Source organism: Lysinibacillus sp. FSL M8-0216 (assembly GCF_038595555.1).
GTDB lineage: Bacteria > Bacillota > Bacilli > Bacillales_A > Planococcaceae > Lysinibacillus > Lysinibacillus fusiformis.
Map to the genome: position 1 here is coordinate 2,818,222 of NZ_CP152007.1, position 20,484 is coordinate 2,838,705.

Genomic DNA, 20,484 nt, shown 5'->3' on the forward strand with positions numbered 1-20,484 from the left:
ATTCCTTCTTGTTAGTTAATCAACAAATATACAATAAAAAATCAACCCACCTCTAAAAAATTGATCGAGGTGAGTTGATTTGGATAGGTCATCTTCTTACATAAAATAAATTTTAGTTATTCATTTTTATTTTGAATGCCCTGTACTAGCTTCTCTTGAATCTGTAAATATTGGGCAATTTCTGTATCATCTAATACTTCAAAAAGTTGTACAAAGACTTCTTTCCCTATAGATTGAGCCTTTGATAGGGCTACTTTTCCCTCATCAGTAATGTCCAGGCGAATGGTACGGCGATCAGATGGATCATACAGTCTTTCAGCTAATCCAAGCTTGACTAATTTTTCAGCAATGCTTGTCATTGCACCTTTTGTATAGCCAATGGTTTCAGCTAATTCTGCCTGTTTTTGAGGGCCTTTAACATGCAGCTCATTTAATACTAAAATTGGTGAAATTCCTAATGGATAAGGAAACGCTTTTGTAAAACGTATAATATTGGCGTTATTCACCTGTTCAATCATATGAATCAGTTTAAAAATACTTGTCTGTTTCAAAAAAATCCTCCTCAAACGCCTAGCATTAATGAAGCATTAATGAAGCATTAATGAAGCATTAATGAACCACCATCTACCATAATCGTTTGACCTGTAATGTATTGCGAATCGTCGGAAGCTAAGAAGACAGCTACTCGTCCGATATCCTGCTCAATATGACCAAAACGACCTAGTGGAATTTTATTTCTCACTGCTTCATAATACTCTGGCTGTGCTTTTGCCCATGCTTGTACACCTGGTGAATCTGCAAGTGGGCTAATGATATTGACGTTAATGCCATATCTGCCCCACTCATTTGCAGCAACACGAGAAATGCCTCGGATTGCTTCCTTAGCTGCAGCATAGGCTGCCTGTGTCTCGTGGCCTTGGATACCTGCTCCAGATGCAAAGTTAATAATATTACCTTGTGTTTCTTTTAAATGTGGTAATGCAGCCTGCATTAAATAAAATGTCGGATAGAAACCTGTTCCAAATGATAAGTCAAGATCCGCTTGTGTTGTTTCTTCTATTGTAACTTGTTTCGCAGCATGAGCGTTATTAACTAGCACATCTAGTTTACCGTATTTTTCTACAACTGTATCGATAATTTTTGGTAATTGATCTCGTTCCATTAAATTCGCTTGCAAGAACATAGACTTTGGAGAAATTTGTTGTAAATCTTTCTCCATGGCTTCGCCTGCTTCTGCATTTAAGTCAACAATCGTGACAATGGCTCCTTCCTTTGCCATTGCTTTAGCCATACCACTGCCAATACCACCTGCACCACCAGTAATAATGACTACTTTGTTATCTAATTTACCCATTCATACACATCTCCTTCTAATCTATTCAAAAAATAGTTTAACATTAAACTATTTATATTTAAACTATTTTACTTCCGTCACAGCTCCCATTCTATTTCTGTTAGAAAAAACAACAAAAGACATATATTTTCAAATACATACAAGCATCATTTTTATTTGACACGAATATACTGTAGCAGCTAGCTAAATTCACTTTCAGGAAAGGAGTTGTTGAAAATGGGTGCTAAATGGATAAAGCTCTCAGTCTTCTATTTATTGATTGTTTTTGCTTTTGGACTGTTTATGCATTATACTGTTCAACTTCAATGGAAAGCGACACATGCTCATATTGGTGTGGTAGGTTGGCTGACTACTGGATTCATTGGTTTAATTTATTCAACTTATAAAGATGCTGCGGAAACAGGTCTCGCTAAAGCACAGTTCTGGCTTTATAATATTGGTCTTCCATTCCTATTAGTTGGAATGATGATGGTCTATCTAGATGTGCCACGGTGGTTATTTGAGCTATTCGTTTCAGGTGGCGGCATTGCTGTAGCCCTTTCCGTACTGTTATTCTTTGTCAATGTCTTTAAATATGTGAAATAAATAAAATGCCCTAATTTAGTAGAAGTGGGATTAGACTATAGATCAACTCTAAAACTTTTGAGTTGCCTATAGTCTTTTTTCATTTCCATGACAATCCATCAAGAGCAGTAAAATTCATGAAGAAAAGTACTAGTCACCTCGAGAGCGTCCAGAAGGAAAATGATAAAAGCCATCGAGATTATGATCTGACCCAAAAAAGTTAGACATATTTAGTTAAGCAACTGCTAAGACCTGAGTTCGGTACTCCACCGGGCTTAGGTCTTTTAATTTTTCTTTCATTCGTTTGTGATTGTAGTAGTGAATATAGTCATTGAGCTCCTGTTCAAAATGTGCCATAGATTCAAATTCTTGTAGATACAGGAGTTCAGATTTTAATAAGCCAAAGAAATTTTCGATGACTGCGTTGTCCAAACAATTACCCTTACGGGACATACTCTGCGTAATACCATGTTGCTTTAATGTTTGTTGATACTTTTTCATTTGATAATGCCAACCTTGATCTGAATGAAGAATAACTTGATCACTTGATTCAAGGCGCTCCAATGCTTGTTCTAACATATTATGGACTAGTTTATACACTGGACGCTTCATAACCGAGTATGCAATGATTTCGCCATTACATAGATCAAGGACGGGTGATAAATAGCGTTTCTCACCAAATAGATGGAACTCTGTCACGTCTGTTACCCATTTCTCGTTCATTTTTTCCGCTGTAAAATCGCGTTGTAATATGTTTGGGGCAATTTTTCCGACGTTACCTTTATACGAACGATATTTCTTCATGCGGACTTCACACTTTATGCCAATGGCATTCATCAAGCAGTTAATCGTTTTCGGATCATGATGAATACCAAATTTTTTTAGTTCTTTGGTGATCCGACGATAACCATAACGTCCCTTATGTTCATGATAAATGGACTGAATTGCGACTTTCACATCAGCGTATTTATCATGACGATTCAAACGCTTTTCCCAGTAATAATACGTACTACGTGGAATATCAGCGACTTTGATTAATTCCACTACTTCATAGATTTCCTTTAGTTCATAAATTACTTGCGCTTTGATTTGATTGGTAATTTTTCTTGCATTTGAACTAAAGTATTCAACTTTTTTAAGTACGCATTCTCCATTTCTAATTGTTTGATTCGTGCTTCTAACGCCTCAACAGATCCTTCAGCTGGTGTTGATTTCGTTGTTCTTTTTGTCTCTTTTTTCATAGATAGATGCCCCTTTTTCTTAGAAACAAGAGCATCATAACCACCAACTTCAAACTTCAACTTCCAATTCCGAATCATGCCAGGAGATGAAATATTGAATAGTGCAGCTGTGTCTCTCGAAGATGTACCTGTCTCGTTCATATAATTAAGTACATTCATTTTATAGTCAGCTGAATAGTTTGTATAGGACTTTAAGAAAGTCTCTACGCCATTTTTTTGATAACGGCGAACCCATTCACTGACAATCTGAGCTGTAACACCGATATCATTCGCAATTTCGATCAAAGTTTCATTTCCATTTAAATATCGTTGAACTGCTTGAATACGTTGTTCAACACTTACTTTTGTCATAAAAAAACCCCCGTAAAAGTTAGATTAATGTCTAACTTTTACGGGGCAGTTCATTAGTATTCTCAATGGCTCTTATCTGCGGTCTGACCCGTGTTATTTTATTATCTAAATTATTGTAAGGAATTGGCTTGCATTTGATACATTTTTTCATAAATTCCACCAAGCTCAAGCAATTCATCATGTGTGCCATTCTCGACAATTTCCCCTCGATCTAACACTAGGATTCGATCTGCGTTTTTAATCGTAGAAAGTCGGTGGGCAATAATAAACGTTGTTCGTCCTTTTTTCAGGACATCCATGGCATGCTGAATAATCTCTTCTGTCTCTGTATCAATATTAGATGTTGCTTCATCCAGTATTAAAATGGCTGGATCGAAGGCAAGAGCTCTTGCAAAGGAAATGAGCTGACGTTGTCCTGAAGATAATGTACTTCCCTTCTCGATTACAGGCTCATCATAGCCATTTGGTAAATTCGCTAAAACACGTTCTCCTCCAACAGCATTTAAGGAAGCCTTAATCTTTTCTGGAGAAATGTTTGGGTTATTTAAGCTCACATTGGAGGCAATGGTTCCCGTGAATAAATACGGGTCTTGAAGCACAATTCCCATATGCTCCCGCATTGTTTGACGAGGGACAGATGTAATATCAACACCATCAATGGTTATTTTCCCTTTTGATGGATCATAAAAGCGGAATAGTAAGTTCATAATCGAACTTTTCCCGGAGCCTGTATGACCAACTAAGGCGATGGTTTCACCTTGATGGGCCTTGAATGAAAGGTTCTTAAGTACGTATTCATTGTCTTTATAGGCAAATGAAACATCCTCGAAAAGCACATTGCCCTTATATCTTGGTAAACTTTTTTCTGATACAGGCTCACCATCTGTATCTAGCACCTCAAACACACGTTTCCCAGCAATAAGAGAACGTTCAAGCTGAGAAAATTGGTTCACGATATTCGTAATAGGATTAAATAGCTTTGTTAAATAATCGACAAACGCATATAATGTACCCGCTGAAATCACTTCAGTGGCTGTATAGGATTGTGTACCAAAATAGACAATAAAGACTGTAAACATAATCATCCTTAAAGTATTCACCAGGTTAAAGGATGTGGCTGAATCAAGAACTAAAAGCTTTCGCTCGTAAGCGTAATGCTCATTATTCATATCATCAAATTCCTTCGTCATTTGTTGCTCACGTCGGAATGCTTGAATAATGGTCATCCCTTGAATAGATTCATTAATCATGGCATTAATATCGGCAATTTTCGTACGGATCACATCATTATATTTGGAAGCAAATTTTCGATACAAAATCATCCATAAATACACAATAGGAATCATCGTTAAAGCAAGCATTGCCATTTTCCAATTTAAAATAAAGAGTGCTATATAAACTCCAAAGATGGATATAAAGCTTGTCACAAAATTGGAGAGCACCTGTACATATAAATTCCGAACCGCCTCTGTATCATTTGTAACACGCGCAACAATTTTGCCCGCTGGTAAATTATCAAAGTACTGGATCGGTAATGTTTGAATATGTTCAAACACATCTTTACGTAATTTTTGAACAACCCGATTCGCACCTATTTGTAAGTAAATATACATAAAATAGCGTAATATCGCTGTAGCAATAGCTAATAGTAAATAAACAATTAATAACCAAGTAATCGGTTTGATTTCAATATGACCAATCGTCATGTAATTATCAATAATATGTTTAGCAATAAATGGCCCAACAAGCTCCGTAAAAACGGCGATTGTTAAGAAGAATAAGCCTAGAAAAATAGGCTTTTTAAAATACATTGCATAGCGCATTAAACGTTGACTCGTACTCATGAGGCACCTCCTTCTAGCTGCTGACGGTCAAATTGCTCCTTGTACCATCCTTGTCGTGAAAGAAGTTCCTCATGTGTTCCTTGCTCAACAACTTGCCCATCATCCAACACGATAATAATATCAGCATGTTGAATACCCGATAATCGGTGCGTGGTAATAATCGTTGTTTTCCCATCACGCTCTCGCTGAATATTTTCAATAATTCTGGCTTCTGTCTTTGCGTCAACAGCTGACAGTGAATCATCTAGCATTAAAATTTCAGGATCTTTAATTAATGCGCGAGCAATGGATACACGTTGCTTTTGACCGCCCGAAAGAGATACACCTTTTTCACCTACAAGCGTTTCAAGACCCATTGATAGATTTTCTAAATCCTTTTCAAAATACGCCGCACGTATCGCCTGCTGCAATTCTGCCTGGGTCGCATCTTCTTTCCCGAATAATATATTTTCACGAATAGTCCGTGAGAATAACACATGGTCTTGTGGTACGTAGCCAATCCAATCTAGAATCTGCTCCTTCGTTTGAGCCGTAATGTCAATACCGTCAATAGAAAGCTGTCCCTGACCGATTGGATATTCACGTAATAATTGACGGAGGAAGGTTGTTTTCCCCGCACCTGTCTTTCCAACAATTCCAAGTGTTTGACCTTTTTTCAATGACAATGAAACTTGTTGTAGATTTTTCACTTGGCTCATTGGATATTGGAATGTTAAATCATCAAAACCAATCGCTTTAGGTGTCGCAATCATTTGGGGATTCGGAATATTTTGAACATCCGCCTCATAGTTTAACGTTTCCTGTACACGATCGAGTGATGCATTCCCTTGTTGCATGACATTGATCAGCTCTCCAATGGCAAATATTGGCCAAACCGCTAATCCTAAATAAACATTAAAGGTAACAAGTTGCCCTACTGTCATGGCCTCCGTTGCCACTAAATGAGCACCATATCCGAGCGCAACAACATAGCTGATTCCTGTGCCCACTTTAGTAATCGGGCCAAATAAAGCGTTAATTTTAGCCGTATGAATATTTTTCTCATAAACGATTTCACTCATATCCGCAAAATTAGCCTCATCCTTTTTTTCCTGCACATAGGCACGCACTACTCGCACACCTGCGACTGATTCAAGAACACTGTCGTTTAATTCTCCAAAAGAATCCTGAGCCTTCATATAACGTTCATGAACAATCTTTCCTAAATATTGAATGAGGATGGCCATAATAGGAACGGGTAGCATAGCAAAGAGTGTTAGCTTCCAAGAAATCATATAGCCCATTGCAAAAATGATAAAACCCATATAAATCGTTGAGTCAATCAACGTCATAATCCCAAATCCCGCAGTCGTAGAAACGGCATTTAAGTCATTTGTTGCCCGAGCCATTAAGTCCCCGGTGCGATTTTTTTCATAAAAGGTTGGAGTCATTCGTAAAAAATGTTGCATCAAATTACGACGTAAAATTTTTTCAAGGTTAATAGCCCCTTCAAATAGTCGGAATTGCCACACAAAATTTAGCAGATAACCCCCAATAATAATCCCGACAAAAATAAACACATACTTTGTTAAAATAGCTGGCGTCATTTCCCCTGCAGTCAATATATCAATAATTGAGCCCAGTAAATACGGAGGGACAACCTCTAACCCACTGGCAATCATCAATAGCACAATCGCGACTGTATATTGTTTCCAATATCGTTTGAAGAACCAGCCTAATTTACTTAAAACATCAAACATACATGATAACCTTCTTTCTTCCGTACTGTTGTAGCATGGCTACCCACTTTCTAGAAATTCCTTTTTGAAAATCATTCGTCGTACAGTGTTTCGCATAAACATACACTCCTTTTTTGGTTTTCACTATAACCTTTTTAGGCACCAAAAAAGACACATACCCCTCCAAAGAGCATGTGTCTCTTATAAAAGGCAGGAACAAATCCATACCTTTATGTGCAATCTTAAATAAGCGTTAGGCATGGACAATGTATGTAGCTGTGATTGAATATGATACTGATGAAATTAACATTGTCATGCCCTCCTTTGGTTTATTTGTTATAGTGTTCTTGAAGATTATCACACTATAGAAATAATTGTCAACTATTCCCCAGTTATTTTTTATCATTTTCAGGGAAATAGTTAGCGCTTTAAAGCACTAAAATACAATTTTATACCAAAGACCCAAAAGGAAAGCATGTTCGTCATTTATTGCTTTTAACATTACATTATTTTTTGATAGCTTACATTAACCTAAAGACTGAAATGAACTGGCTGTGAGAAAAATTTTGCTACGAGCTCAGCGATCTTTTAAGAAAGTAGCATTCTTCTTTTTCTTTCTAGCTGTCTATATATCATCATTATTATTTTTTAGTTATTTATTATTTAGTTATTTATTAATTAGTAGTGGCGGGTTTTCCGTTACTGGTTTAGCCGTTTACGGATAAACCGTAAGCGGTGATTTTTGCATGTATTGCCTGTACCTCTTTTTTAGCTAGCAACTAGACTCCAAATTTTCTCAAACCTACCAAAAAAAACTATGTTTATATACTATATTTATATATTATATCGTTACAGCATAATCATTCACCCCTTCTATAGTACGATCTATCAACTATATAAATAGTTAAACATCTTCTAGGGACATATTCGGTCATTTATTGAATTTCCCACTATCGAATATTCCTAAAATTTTCTTCTCGTGATACACTTTTTAATAATAGTCATTTAAGTAAGGGGTCTTTACGTTGAAATCATTTTTCATTGTAGGGATTGGCGGCATTGTTGGAGCCATTTGCCGATATGGCCTGAGCCTTGCCATTCCAAACTCGGAAGGTTTTCCATCCACAACATTATGTATAAATTTACTTGGCTGCTTTTGCCTAGCATGGCTTTTCACTACTTTTACAAAGCGCACACCCGTTGTACTTGGGATTGGCACTGGTTTTTGCGGAGCCTTTACTACTTATTCAACATTTTCCTTAGAGACATTATTACTCGTTCAACAAAATGAGTGGCTCCTAGCAGTTCTCTATGTTGTCATAAGTGTTGTAGGCGGTTTAATATGCGCCTGGTTGGGTATTCGTCTTGCAAGGGGGCGACTGGCATGATTCTTGTCGGGATTGGTGGATTTTTTGGCGCCATTTTAAGGTTTTATTTAGGCAAACTATTGGCCCATCCGTATCCGTGGGCAACTTTTATTATCAATTGTACAGGTTCCTTTGCACTCGGTCTTGTTTTTGCCCTCCATCTCAGTGATTGGTTATGGCAGCTGATTGGCATTGGTTTTTTAGGAGCTTATACAACATTTTCGACTTTTGGATTTGAATCATTACAGTTAATTGAACAGCGAAAATGGGGGCAAGTAATAAGCTATATCGCTAGTACCCTGCTGTTTGGCATACTATTTGCCACCATTGGTTATTTTGCCGTGTAAAAGAGGTGATAGGAATGACACAGCCATCCAATGAGCTACTACAAGAATTAGAACTTGAGATTGAACATGCACTCTATACCCTGATCGACCTAGAATTAGCAGAAAATTATGCGGCGATGAACACACAATTTGCTCAACTACTTGCAAAGGTTCAGGCAGCACAGCTCATCGACTATAAGCTTGATGTTCTCGTAGAGCCCCAAGCCTTTGCCACGGAAACTTGTATTCTACTACAAAGCTTAATTGAAGCGAAGACAAGGCCCAATAAGCGGCATCGATTATTAACACATCGGATGATATTAAAAATATGGTTACGGAAAAATCAACGCTTCATGAAAGAATTTTTACCGCAAATGTTTTAGGCGTCTCTTAGTTTTATAAGGGCGCCTATTTTAAATGTATAGGTTCTTTTATTTTCCCATCCTCTGTCGAATCAAATGCAGTTGTCTGTTGTGAATCTTAGCCTTTTTCCTTCTGTCATCTTGTGCAGTTAATTGATGTGATTTACCTCAAAACTTGACTCACCGTATTCTTTTGCCCTTGCCCTACTGAAAACGTGTCCCATACTACTTTCAACAAAAAAGGAAAAAGTTCGATTGGTAAACAAATCGTTTACCAATCGAACTTTTAAGGACTTGAATAACAAACACCTTTTATTGCGGGTTATCATTATTAAGTGCTATTCTTTTATTGCTTCATACGTAAATACCTGTGAACCATTTGTTGGATATTTATTATACTCATAATCTGAAGAAATCGTTACATCCTTAAATCCAATATCTTGTAAAATTCCTCTAAACTCTTCTACTCCATACCACTTTAACGGGAAGATCTCTAACTCAGTATCAATTAGTTTAGTGTTTTCCCATTTCTGATATTTATTGTGAGTAATCGTAAATTGATTAATGTAATCCACATCTACCAATACTTCTTCCAATGTTATAGAGTCACCGTCTTGATTCTTAAATACTCTAGTTGAAACATACCCCTTCTCAAACGAATCAGGAAGGAAAGTGTCTACTATTAAACGGCCTCCATCCTCTAAATGATCATAAAAACACTTTAAGGCTTTTAAAGAATCTTCTCTTTGATGTAATAATAGGAATGAACCAGTCGGAATAATAATCGCCTCATATTTTTGTTCCAAAGAAAAATTGCACATATTTAATGAATATAGATTTGGTGTAAGCTCACTTTCTGCACAATTTTTTTTGCATAATTGTAACATGTCATCAGAAAGATCAAAACCTTCAATATTTAGTCCTTTATGCAATAAAGGTATTAGGATACGACCATTACCAACGGCAGGCTCTAATATCTTTCCCTTTACACCTTCTAACCTTTTTGAATAATACTCTACATCTCCAAATGATTTACCAATATATTTATCTATATCATATAATTCTGTAGATAAACTACCATAAAAGCTTACCATCACGATTCCCCTATCTAACATTTATTTGTTTTCTGTGCTTGTAACATTTTCTTTTGTTTTAAAACATCTCTATTCTCTCTTTTATCCTTTAATGTCTCCACTCCCTCTTCTTTATATCTTTCTCTTAATTTATACCGTCGAAGATTTGTAGGTACTAAGCTTTTCGAAGGTTCAGTCTCTAAAAGCTTTGAAACGCCTGTTGAGTCATATGATTTTAAATCATAAACTTCAGAAAAATAACTATCGGCTGTACCTGATTCATAGTGCTTTATCTCTGGATAAGAAGAAATAACGCCTTCATAATTTCTTAAAACTACTTTCTCAGGACTCTGGGAAAGTATATAATTTGGCTGTAACGCTATCTTCCCACCTCCGTTTGGTGCATCTACCACGAATGTGGGCACAGCATAACCAGAAGTATGTCCTCTTAAAGATTCAATTATTTCCAATCCTTTAGAAATAGGCGCTCTAAAATGGCTAATCCCCTCAGACAGGTCACACTGATAAATATAGTATGGTCTAACTCTGATTTTCACTAAATCATGTACTAATTTTTTCATTATTGGCACACTATCATTTATCCCTGTCAGAATAACAGACTGGTTCCCCACTGGAACCCCCGCATTGACTAACTTCTCGCAGGCTTCTTTCGCCTCATCAGTTAACTCGATCGACGTATTAAAGTGTGTATTTAGCCATACAGGATGATATTTTTTTAGAATCGAACACAACTCAGTCGTTATTCTTTGAGGAAATACGACTGGTGCTCTAGTACCAATCCGAATTATTTCAACATGCGGTATATCTCTTAAACTGCTTAAAATATATTCAAGAATTTTATCGTTAATTAATAAAGCATCTCCGCCAGACAATAAAACGTCTCTAATTTCTTCATTATTCCTAATATAATCAATAGCTCTATCAAGCTGCTTTTTAGGTACTGCCATCCCCACCTGCCCAGAAAATCTTCTTCTTGTACAATATCGACAATACATGGAGCATTGGTTGGTAACTAGGAACAATACTCTATCAGGATACCTATGAGTTATACCTGGTACAGGGGAATCTTCATCTTCATCCAATGGATCCTCTAGATCATAATGACTCTTCATAATTTCAGCAGATAATGGCACTGACTGCATACGTATTGGACATCGTACATCATCAGGATTCATTAAAGATGCATAATAAGGAGTTATATTTAAAGGAATCGTTTGTAGAGAAATTTTGACTCCTTCTTCTTCTTCCTCAGTTAAGTTTACAACTTTCTTTAAATCATCTAAAGTTTTAATAGTGTTCGTTAATTGCCAATGCCAATCATCCCATTGCTCTTTGGTAATATCTTTCCAAAGTTCAATTTCCCTATAATGTCTTCTTTCACCTGGTTTAAGTTTAGTTTGCATGAATCACCCCTCCTTTGATGTTGGTATAAATATTCATGAGTTCCTGTCTCAATTCTTTAGCAGGCTCCTCATTCTCACTCAAGTAAAAATGACCACCATTAAAATACCTACATTTATAGTCATTGAGCGCCATTTTCTCCCACAGTTTAACTTCCCCATCAGGAACTGCTGAATCTTGTGTACCTAACCAAAGTTCCATTGGATAGTTGACCAATGCTTTATCATCGAATTTAAATGTATCAAGCAAATGAAAATCTCTGCCTGTAACATCCACTATTGAATTGAATAGTCTCGAGTCAGACTCAAGCTCATTTGGCACTCCACCTAGCCTTCTAATATCTGCTATAATACTTTCCCTCGTTCGCCTCGTAAACGGAGCTTCAGGATACGTCGCATGATTAGCTACAGTTATGGGGGACCTAGCAGCTGAAATAATTAATTTTTTAATATATTGACTTTTCTCATCCAGTAAACTTGATAAAGCATAGACAAATAGTCCTCCCAAACTATGACCAAATAAAACAGCTGGGCGATCAATATAATGAAATACCGTTTTAAATAGATATTCTTTTGCCTCACAAAATGTTGATAGGAAGGGTAAATCATTTGTCATTCCTCTACCAGGTAATTCAAACAAACATACTTCTACATCTTCAGGTAAATCTCTCACTAAAGGAACCATTGAAAGTGCTGAACCTCCAGCATGATGAAAACATAGCAATTTTAATTTTGCATGTGGACTTGGGTTATATACTAAATATCCTTTTTCTTGTTTCATCTTCACAATCTATGACCACCTATTATTTTCATAGCTTCCTCTACTGTAAGCTCGCCTTGTTTCACTTTTTCAAGTACTTCAATTTTGCTGTAAGATGGAATAGTACTTTCTGCAATAGGCTCTGCCTCTTTTCTAGCTGTAATTTCTTCTACAAACCGATTGATAGTTGGATATCGGAAAAGATCACCAACTACAAACTCATATGAAGGTAACACTTTTCGAAGTAAGTTATATAATTTCAGTACAATTAAAGAGTGGCCACCTTGATCGAATAGACTCCGATTCAACTGTACTTTTTTTCCTAAAACTACTTCCCATGTCTCTCTTACCCTATCAACCATATCGCCTGACATTGAGATAGTCGACGTAGCGGTTAATTGATTCAGTAATTCTTCAGCTTGTTTCCTTAGCGACACTCTATCAATCTTGCCATTCGTATTGCGAGGTAGCTTTTCTAATGGAACGATTACATTCGGAATAGCAAAATCCGGAAGTATCTTAGAAATCCTACTATTAATTGTCTCAATACTTTGGTCTGTCCCACTGATAAAGGCAATTAAAGTATTTTCACCGTTATTACTTGGAAGACAGCTAACAAAGCATTCCATACCAGGTTGAAGTGATAATAACGCGTTCTCTACTTCTCCTAATTCTAATCGATAGCCTCGAATTTTTACTTGCTGATCACTGCGTCCATAAAATTCTATCACTCCATTAGCATTTAATCTTACTAGATCACCTGTCCGGAAGTAGCTAACACCATCCAGAGTATAACAAGTGGAGGTAACTAAACCCTCCTCGGTTACATAGCCTTTTGTTATTTGTTTCCCTCCAATGTGTAATTCACCTATCATGCCAGGAGCTACAGAATTACCTGTTTTATCAACAATTCTCAGCATTGTTCCCGGTAATGGTTTACCTATTGGACAAAGTCCTGAGTTAGAACTATCCTGATTGTTATTACACATATAAACTAGAGACTCAATTGTACATTCACTTAGACCATAACCATTATAAAAATTGACGCCTTCCCAAAGCATGTCACATATTTCATTCTTTTCTTCAAGTCTGAACGTATCAGCACCTACTACGATTGTTTTTAAATCTTTTAAGACCCTATTTTCTTCATTTAAAAAGTGGATAAATTCCCTTACTAAAACAGGTGTTGACTCTAAAAATGAAACATTATATTTAGCTGCCATTTCTGCTAAATAGGCCATATCAATTCTTTTTTCTTCCTCGCAAACAAACAAATATCCATTCGTTGACCATGCCTTCAGCAAATCACCTAAAAAAACATCCGATGTCCAACTCCCTAGTTGAAGAACATACTGTTCACTATCAAGGTGATAAAATTGTTTCCAGCTTTGTATGATTTGTGACAACCCTTCTGCTTTTAATGAAACAATTTTAGGTTCTCCTGTACTACCAGAAGTAGAAATATAATAAGCCACATCTCCCGAGTTAAACTTGTAGGCCTCACTTATTATTTCTTTCTCATCCGTACTACGTTCAATAATCGTTGGAATGTTATCTAGGAATAATAATGTTTTAGGCTGCAATATCTCTAATATACGTTTAGTTCTTGCTTCAGGTATACTCGTATCAATAGCACACCATGCAGCGCCTATTGTCCAAGCAGCAAAAATACCGATTGCTGTTTCAATACATTTTTTTCCTACCAATGCAACAGTATCCCCACTCTGTACCCCTTCTTTGAGTAGTTCATTAGCCACAATATTGATATATCTTTTCACATCTTGATAACTTAAATTTCTTTGTCCATCTGAAATGGCTAAAGAATCTTCCCTGTAGTCTCCTAAAATAGATTGAATCGAAAAATTTTCAGACGTTGCAGAAACATCTGTTGTTAAAACATTTTTTAAATATAGCACTTCGATTTGTGTTAAGTTAATATTTTTAACCAACATATTATTATAGTTATCTATATTTTCAAATATATACTCAAGAGAATCTAGAAGTCTCAGAAGCTCTGTTTGCTCATAACGTTGTTGATCCCAACCTAATCGTAAGCATATGGAGCCTTGTGTAATATCAAATGTTACTGATAAAGGATCAGAGCTTGTTCCATACTGGTGAACCAAATCACCATTCTTTTTATTATTTAAGCTTCCCTTGAAATTTTGGAAAATGACAGAGGTTTTAAAGATTTCTGTATTTCCAGATACACCACCAAGCTGTAATAATTTAGAATACGGAATTCCGCTATTTTCAGATACATCTTGCAGATGATCCATTGTCTGGAGGCATACTTCTTTTAACGTTAGTTCATCTTCTATACCTATTTTGACTGGTAATGTGTTTATGAGCATCCCATTCATATCACTCGACTCTATTAATTGATACGGTCTTAATGCAAAAGTCGAACCTACGTATAGCTTATTCGTATGTTGATATCGATTAATTAACACGCCCCATATTGTTAAAGCGATGCTTGAAGTAGTCACTCTGTTCTTAATGCTATAGGCATGAAGATTTTCTGCCGCTCTCTTACTTAACTCTTTATCCAAATACTTAAATAATGGTTTTTGACCCCTATGTTGTGATTTTTCTATCGCTAATGTTTCTGCTTCAGCTAAATCACTTAACACATTTCCCCAATATTTTTCCAGCCCTTTTTGATACATTGGATCATTAATATAATGTAAATATGGTTCGATATCTGGACGAATTGCTAATGAAGTGACATCCTTATTTAAAAGCTTAAAGAAATCTTCAAGTGTCTGAGCAATTGACCAACCATCCATAATAATATGATGATGCACCCATACTAATAGATTTTTAGAAGGTTTCCAGTTTTGAATAAGGTAAAATTGTTGTGTCTTATTTAGCAACGTTCGCTGTAGCCTACCAATCTCACTTTTAAACCAATTCTCTATATTCATAAATTCATCTTGAATCCATAAATAATTAACCTCTAATACATTAATTTCTTCTACATTGCTTTGAATAATTTGGATTGGTTCTATCTCTTGCTCCCACTCAAATTTTGTTCTTAATGATGGATTGGCTCTGGCAGTATTTAACCAAGCTTCTTGAATCTCTTTGAATGTAAATGAGTTAGGAATTTCATAAGACAGAATTTGCCAATACGCTTCTGACGCTGGGTCTTTTAATGTTTCCATTAACATAACCAATTGCAATGGTGTTAACGGGAGTTTTTTTTCATTTTGTACCATTCTATGCTAACCTCCTTCCACATTATTTAAGTATGAGAGACATCTCTGATACCGTAGGGTGCTTCAAAAAGTCTTTCGGAGTAATGTCAATACCATTGGTACGCAATTTAGATACTATTTGAAGTGATTTAATGGAATCTCCACCGATTTCAAAAAAGTTATCATCGATACCTATTTCGTTAACCTTTAGCACTTCAGCCCAAACCTCTACAATTGATTTTTCCAGTTCGGTCGTTGGCTCCCTAAATGTATTTTGAGCACCGTCTGCAAGGTATTGTGAAGCTTCTAAGCTAAGTAGTTTTCTGTCTCTTTTTCCGCTAGATGTTAATGGTAATTTTTCTAACTCAACGAACATCGATGGGATATACGTTACTGGTAAGTCTTTAGAAACAGCTTTTTTCAAATCATTTCTGCTTAGACTATCTTTCACATTTAAAGTGTAGAAGCAGACTAAGCATGGTTTGTTATTTTGATCATGCCCTAATACGACTGCTGCATCGTTAACTTGTGATTGCTGTATAACACAAGCTTCAATTTCTTCTATCTCAATCCTTACACCATTTACCTTAACTTGTGAATCTTTCCTACCTAGAAAATCTAAACTGCCATTCGTTGAAATTTTTACCAAATCACCAGACTTGTAAAAGGTTTTTCCATTTCGCTTTACAAAAACTTTGTCCGTTTCGATTTCATTCTTGAAATAACCTTTTGCTAAAGAAGGTCCTCCAATCATTAATTCACCTGGAAAACCTTTTGGAACTGGTAGCCCGGCTTCATCGACCACTTCCATTTCTACATACGGTAATGGAAAACCAATATTATAATGATCTTTTGTTACCTGTTGAACCGTAACTTCAATTCCTGCCTCAGTTGGACCATATAAATTGAATGCTTCGACTTGTGGTAACAACTCATTTATTTTTTTAGCTAATGGAGCTGGTAGTGCTTCCCCACTTAAATGAAGATACTTTAATGGCAATTTGTAATCTTTTTGAGAGTCCATTTCATTAAGCATTAATTGCAACACAGAAGGGACAAAATGACACAAATCAATTGACTCATCACAAATAAATTTCAGTAAACCTAAAGGATCACGATGCAAGTCTTTAGGAGCAACAATTAACGTAGCACCTGTACAAAGGGTATAAAATATTTCCCAAACAGATACATCAAATGTATATGGCGTTTTAAATAACGTTTTATTACCAGGTTTAATCTTATTTTGTTTTTTTTGCCATTCGATGCGTAAAGAAGCCCCTAAATGTGGACATACTACACCTTTCGGCTCACCCGTCGAGCCAGAAGTAAACATAAGATATGCTGGATCATCGACAGAGATAGGTCCCATTACTTTTACATTATTTTTAACTATATTTTTTTCTAGAGTATTTACAATTTCCCATTCTCCATATGGTATTTCATCTATTGTATTTACCATTAAAACCTTTGGATTTAATCGCTCTAATAATTTCTGTGTTCTTGCTATAGGATGCTCCGTATCTAAAGGAACATATACTGCGCCTGCTTTCAGAACACCTAGTATTACTGCAATGGCATCTATTCCTCTGTCCATATACATAGGCACGTAATCGCCTTTTTCAATACCCATTGATAGCAGTAATGAAGAATATTTTTCTGCTTCTTGATTGAGTTGTTCATATGTTAATGCTCTATCCAGCTCTTGAATGGCAATATAATCCTTATATTTTTTCGCTGCCTCTTCAAATTGACAGTGGAGTGGCTTAGCCTTTTGTAATAGTTCCCCATTATCATTGGAGGATATAATGGAACCTTTAGTAAATGCAGTACCCCATAATTGATCTGGTTCATTTATTAATGAGGCAAGTAAACTCAAATAATTCTTCGCCAACAATTGAATCTCTACTTCTGTAAAATGGGCAAATGAATATTCTATATGTCCTTTTACTTCTCCATTTTCCACATTGAAGAAACAACTTAAAGGGAATCTTGATCCACCAGTATCTTGCTCGATAAAGCTTGTGTTGATATTCTTTAAATCCATTTCAAGATTCACTTTAAGACTGAATGTATTATTTACTACATCAAGATACTCTCTTTTATCAATGTTAGCCGCAATGTCAACAATTGAAAAATCTCCATGAGCAATATTTTCATGAACAGTGTTACTAATTTCAAGCAGGAGCTCTTTAAAAGAGGCCTTTTTATTTAATGAAAGCGTTAAAGGAACTAAATTAACAAACATTCCAACATCATTTAAACTTTCATTTGTTCTGCCATGATAAGGAATTCCTATCGTTATTGTATCTTGCATGCAATATTTTGCTAAATTTAGTGCCCAAGCAGTTAGTAATATTGTAAACTGACTCAATTTCATTTCCTGTGAAAATTGATCAATTTTTTTACCTAGCCCTTTATGGCTTTCAATCTCTAAAATCTTTCCAATTCTTATATATTCTTCGGATTTCTCTTGAATAGGTAGTTGAGCAAGTTTAAATGCCTTAGATTGCTCAAACCAAAAATCCTTCAAATTTTGATCCTGTGATTTTTTAACCAATTTATTGATATTCTTATATAAATTTTCAGAACTACTTGATTTTATGTCATCTATAGTAATTTCCTCATTATAAACTTTAGCTATATTTTGCAGTATATTTTTTAAAGATAAGCCATCACATACAATATGATGAGATACAAGTACAAAAACAGCTCCTGCATTCTCTGTATGAATGATTGCCCCTCTAAACAATAAATCGCTCTCTAACTGGAAAGGTTGATTATAAATTGTCTTTGCAAGTGTGCGCGCCTCCTCCATATTTTTCACCTGTAAGATTTGTATGTGATGATCCAGATGCTCTACTATTTCATCTATATTTCTAATTTTTTGTTCAATTCCATAGGAGGTATTTTCTCTAAAATTCACAAAAAAGGCGGCATTTTTCTTTATGATATTGACAAAGGCACTATAAAACTTATGTTCATCAAAAAGACCGTTAATCTGAAAAGTAGCGCCTACATTATAAAATGGATTTCCTTCATTTGTTTTCCACAAATACCAAAGACCTTTCTGCATACTCGTTGCAGGAAACCACTCGTTTTGATTAAACATAGTAGGTTCATTATTTGATGATAAGGCTGGTAAAGTAGAAAGAATATCCAATAAATTACATGGTTTTCTCTGCTGCTGTACTTGCCATGGTAAACAATCAACATTAAATGCTTTTGAAACATTCATAGCAATTTGTGCTGCGTCTAAGGAATTTCCTCCAACTTCAAATAAATCTGTTTGTGATGAGCATTTTAAGTTTAAGGTTGAAGAAAAAATATCAATAATCTTTTGCAAAGATTCACTTATATTCGATGAAGATTCAAGTAATTGTTTACTATTGAAATATTCTATATGCTGTTTGTTCAACAATTCACGATCTATTTTCCCGTTTCTAGTCAACGGTAAATGTTTATGAAAAATAAGTTGAACGGGTATCATATTTTTAGGCAGCTTCTCTTTCAAATAGCTAAATAGTTCAAGTTCTGAAATCGATGATTCCTCTTCTAAGACAATGGATGCTGTCAATAGCGTATTTGAAGCTATATGTAATGGTAGTGCTATAGCTTGACTTACTCTATTATGTTTTTGAAGAGTACTTTCAATATCCCCTAATTCAATTCTCACTCCATTAATGCTTAATTGAAAATCTTCTCTACCATGGAAATTAAAATTCCCTTGAACATCTCTACTTACGACATCTCCAGTGTTGTAGACTCTTACATTTTCACCGTCAATTTCTAACTGTTTAAATTTTTCATTTGTCTCATGCGGCAAATTAATATACTCTCGCGCTAATCCATCACCAGATATCCATAGTGTTCCTCTTCTATCTACCTCATGAATGATTTGTAAATTTCGATCTAAAATAAAACACTTTACATAAGGTAAAGCGGAACCAATATGAGGTAGCTTTTTCACCTTGCCATCTGCTCTCTCTACAATCCCAGAAGTACTTACAACAGTCCCTTCACTTGGTCCATAATTGTTAACCACATGAAAAGGTAAATCTTTTGAAGGGTATTTTGTTAGTTTATCTCCCCCTACTAAAAGATATTTTAAAGCTACGTGACTATTATCCCAGTCCAGTTCCATTAGTCGCTCAGCAATAGGGGTAGATACAAATGAATGCGTTACTTGGTGCTTTATCCAAGTATTTTTTAGAAGCTCTGGATTAAGTCTTTCATCTATTGTCGTCATATATATAGACGCTCTGGAAGCTATTGCACCCCAAATCTCCCAAATGGAAGCGTCAAATCCAGGTGAAGAGGTTAAAGATACTATTGAATCTTTTGTCACATCAAACGTTTTTGTATGCCAATCGATTAAGCGATTTAAAGAATTCCATTCAACGACTACACCCTTAGGTTTGCCTGTAGTACCTGATGTAAAAACAATATAAGCAGCTGATTTCAAAGAAAAATGAATATTTATGTTAATATCCTTATGGTCCAGATTAAAATGCTGAAGAACATCATCAAGCTTAAAAGTGATCTGATCTTGAAAAGCATTTGCCTTATAAATATCTGGATGGGTAATGATTATGCTAGGTTTGATATCGTCAATGATGTTGTCGATTCTGTCCCTTGGTGTTTCTGGATCAATACAAACAATAACCCCACCAGCAATAAATGTTGATAAATGTGCAACAAGAAGAGCAGGTGACCTCCTAAGAACAATCAAAACCTTTTGTTCACAGCCCGGTTTAATCCCCTTCTCTTGCATAGCGGTTGCTAATTTAAACGATTTATGAGTCAATTGTTTTAAACTGTATTTTTTTTGATTGAACCATAAGCTTTGTCCGTCATAGTAATCAATTTCTTCACTAAAAAAACTTTCATAGAAATTTGACATTCT

The 20,484-nt window shown here is 35.6% G+C and carries 14 protein-coding genes; 4 read left to right on the forward strand and 10 right to left on the reverse strand.

The genetic code is table 11. The features are described 5' to 3' along the window. Positions 1 to 116: 116 nt before the first annotated feature. Both MKX57_RS13910 and MKX57_RS13915 read right to left on the reverse strand, forming a co-directional pair. Entirely contained in the window at positions 117 to 518 is a 402-nt protein-coding gene (locus tag MKX57_RS13910; protein WP_008178509.1) for a MarR family transcriptional regulator, read from the reverse strand. Positions 519 to 598: 80 nt separating this feature from the next. After that, on the reverse strand, positions 599 to 1,354 hold the full coding sequence (locus MKX57_RS13915; RefSeq protein WP_008178510.1) for an SDR family oxidoreductase: 756 nt from the start codon (positions 1,352 to 1,354) through the stop codon (positions 599 to 601). 216 nt (positions 1,355 to 1,570) lie between these two features. On the opposite strand from MKX57_RS13915, the gene MKX57_RS13920 reads away from it, so the two are divergent. Beyond that, positions 1,571 to 1,939, forward strand: coding sequence for a hypothetical protein (locus tag MKX57_RS13920; protein WP_008178511.1), 369 nt, complete (start codon positions 1,571 to 1,573; stop codon positions 1,937 to 1,939). A 213-nt stretch (positions 1,940 to 2,152) separates the two neighbouring features. On the opposite strand, the gene MKX57_RS13925 is transcribed toward MKX57_RS13920, so the two are convergent. The 3 genes from MKX57_RS13925 to MKX57_RS13935 all read right to left on the reverse strand — a co-directional run bounded on the left by MKX57_RS13925 (position 2,153) and on the right by MKX57_RS13935 (position 7,093). Beyond that, positions 2,153 to 3,510, reverse strand: a protein-coding gene (locus MKX57_RS13925; protein WP_085961709.1) for an IS3 family transposase whose coding sequence is annotated in 2 segments (ribosomal slippage) — positions 2,153 to 3,057 and positions 3,057 to 3,510 — 1,359 coding nt in all. Because the reading frame shifts where the segments join, the coding sequence is not laid out codon by codon here. Positions 3,511 to 3,620: 110 nt separating this feature from the next. After that, complete coding sequence (locus MKX57_RS13930) at positions 3,621 to 5,354, reverse strand: ABC transporter ATP-binding protein (RefSeq protein ID WP_090002630.1); 1,734 nt, start codon at positions 5,352 to 5,354, stop codon at positions 3,621 to 3,623. Then, positions 5,351 to 7,093: an ABC transporter ATP-binding protein gene (locus tag MKX57_RS13935; protein ID WP_008178515.1), complete on the reverse strand. Its 1,743-nt coding sequence runs from the start codon at positions 7,091 to 7,093 to the stop codon at positions 5,351 to 5,353. The genes MKX57_RS13930 and MKX57_RS13935 overlap by 4 nt, the downstream gene beginning before the upstream one ends. A gap of 1,004 nt (positions 7,094 to 8,097) precedes the next feature. Here MKX57_RS13935 and crcB point away from each other — a divergent pair. From crcB to MKX57_RS13950, 3 genes are read left to right on the forward strand one after another with little or no spacing between them, the layout of a single operon-like run. After that, the gene (gene crcB, locus MKX57_RS13940; RefSeq protein ID WP_008178520.1) at positions 8,098 to 8,460 is read left to right on the forward strand and encodes a fluoride efflux transporter CrcB; all 363 of its coding nucleotides are present in this window, start codon (positions 8,098 to 8,100) and stop codon (positions 8,458 to 8,460) included. After that, positions 8,457 to 8,786 (forward strand): CrcB family protein, encoded by a 330-nt coding sequence (locus tag MKX57_RS13945; RefSeq protein WP_008178522.1) that lies wholly within the window; start codon positions 8,457 to 8,459, stop codon positions 8,784 to 8,786. The genes crcB and MKX57_RS13945 overlap by 4 nt, the downstream gene beginning before the upstream one ends. A gap of 14 nt (positions 8,787 to 8,800) precedes the next feature. After that, positions 8,801 to 9,148, forward strand: a complete 348-nt coding sequence (locus MKX57_RS13950; RefSeq protein WP_089986375.1) for a hypothetical protein — start codon at positions 8,801 to 8,803, stop codon at positions 9,146 to 9,148. A 317-nt stretch (positions 9,149 to 9,465) separates the two neighbouring features. Here the strand turns inward: MKX57_RS13950 and MKX57_RS13955 are convergent, their stop codons facing one another. From MKX57_RS13955 to MKX57_RS13975, 5 genes are read right to left on the reverse strand one after another with little or no spacing between them, the layout of a single operon-like run. Then, a complete protein-coding gene (locus tag MKX57_RS13955) occupies positions 9,466 to 10,221 on the reverse strand; it encodes a class I SAM-dependent methyltransferase (RefSeq protein ID WP_036222005.1) in 756 nt (251 codons plus the stop codon). A 14-nt stretch (positions 10,222 to 10,235) separates the two neighbouring features. Further along, positions 10,236 to 11,624 carry a lysine 2,3-aminomutase gene (gene ablA / locus MKX57_RS13960; protein ID WP_089986374.1) on the reverse strand — a complete coding sequence of 463 codons (1,389 nt, stop codon included), beginning with the start codon at positions 11,622 to 11,624 and terminating at the stop codon, positions 10,236 to 10,238. Next, on the reverse strand, positions 11,614 to 12,402 hold the full coding sequence (locus MKX57_RS13965; protein ID WP_008178530.1) for an alpha/beta fold hydrolase: 789 nt from the start codon (positions 12,400 to 12,402) through the stop codon (positions 11,614 to 11,616). Before MKX57_RS13965 ends, ablA begins: the two co-directional genes overlap by 11 nt. Before the next feature lie 2 nt (positions 12,403 to 12,404). Next, the gene (locus MKX57_RS13970; RefSeq protein ID WP_342550362.1) at positions 12,405 to 15,602 is read right to left on the reverse strand and encodes a condensation domain-containing protein; all 3,198 of its coding nucleotides are present in this window, start codon (positions 15,600 to 15,602) and stop codon (positions 12,405 to 12,407) included. 22 nt (positions 15,603 to 15,624) lie between these two features. Beyond that, on the reverse strand, positions 15,625 to 20,481 hold the full coding sequence (locus tag MKX57_RS13975) for an amino acid adenylation domain-containing protein (RefSeq protein WP_342550363.1): 4,857 nt from the start codon (positions 20,479 to 20,481) through the stop codon (positions 15,625 to 15,627). Between the last annotated feature and the right edge of the window lie 3 nt (positions 20,482 to 20,484).

Coding starts and splice junctions, on each gene's coding strand:
- MKX57_RS13950 (WP_089986375.1), top strand. CDS start 8,801: ATGACACAGCCATCCAATGAGCTACTACAAGAATTAGAACTTGAGATT.
- MKX57_RS13920 (WP_008178511.1), top strand. CDS start 1,571: ATGGGTGCTAAATGGATAAAGCTCTCAGTCTTCTATTTATTGATTGTT.
- MKX57_RS13955 (WP_036222005.1), bottom strand. CDS start 10,221: ATGGTAAGCTTTTATGGTAGTTTATCTACAGAATTATATGATATAGAT.
- MKX57_RS13975 (WP_342550363.1), bottom strand. CDS start 20,481: ATGTCAAATTTCTATGAAAGTTTTTTTAGTGAAGAAATTGATTACTAT.
- MKX57_RS13945 (WP_008178522.1), top strand. CDS start 8,457: ATGATTCTTGTCGGGATTGGTGGATTTTTTGGCGCCATTTTAAGGTTT.
- MKX57_RS13930 (WP_090002630.1), bottom strand. CDS start 5,354: ATGAGTACGAGTCAACGTTTAATGCGCTATGCAATGTATTTTAAAAAG.
- MKX57_RS13970 (WP_342550362.1), bottom strand. CDS start 15,602: ATGGTACAAAATGAAAAAAAACTCCCGTTAACACCATTGCAATTGGTT.
- MKX57_RS13915 (WP_008178510.1), bottom strand. CDS start 1,354: ATGGGTAAATTAGATAACAAAGTAGTCATTATTACTGGTGGTGCAGGT.
- MKX57_RS13935 (WP_008178515.1), bottom strand. CDS start 7,093: ATGTTTGATGTTTTAAGTAAATTAGGCTGGTTCTTCAAACGATATTGG.
- MKX57_RS13965 (WP_008178530.1), bottom strand. CDS start 12,402: ATGAAACAAGAAAAAGGATATTTAGTATATAACCCAAGTCCACATGCA.
- ablA (WP_089986374.1), bottom strand. CDS start 11,624: ATGCAAACTAAACTTAAACCAGGTGAAAGAAGACATTATAGGGAAATT.
- MKX57_RS13910 (WP_008178509.1), bottom strand. CDS start 518: ATGATTGAACAGGTGAATAACGCCAATATTATACGTTTTACAAAAGCG.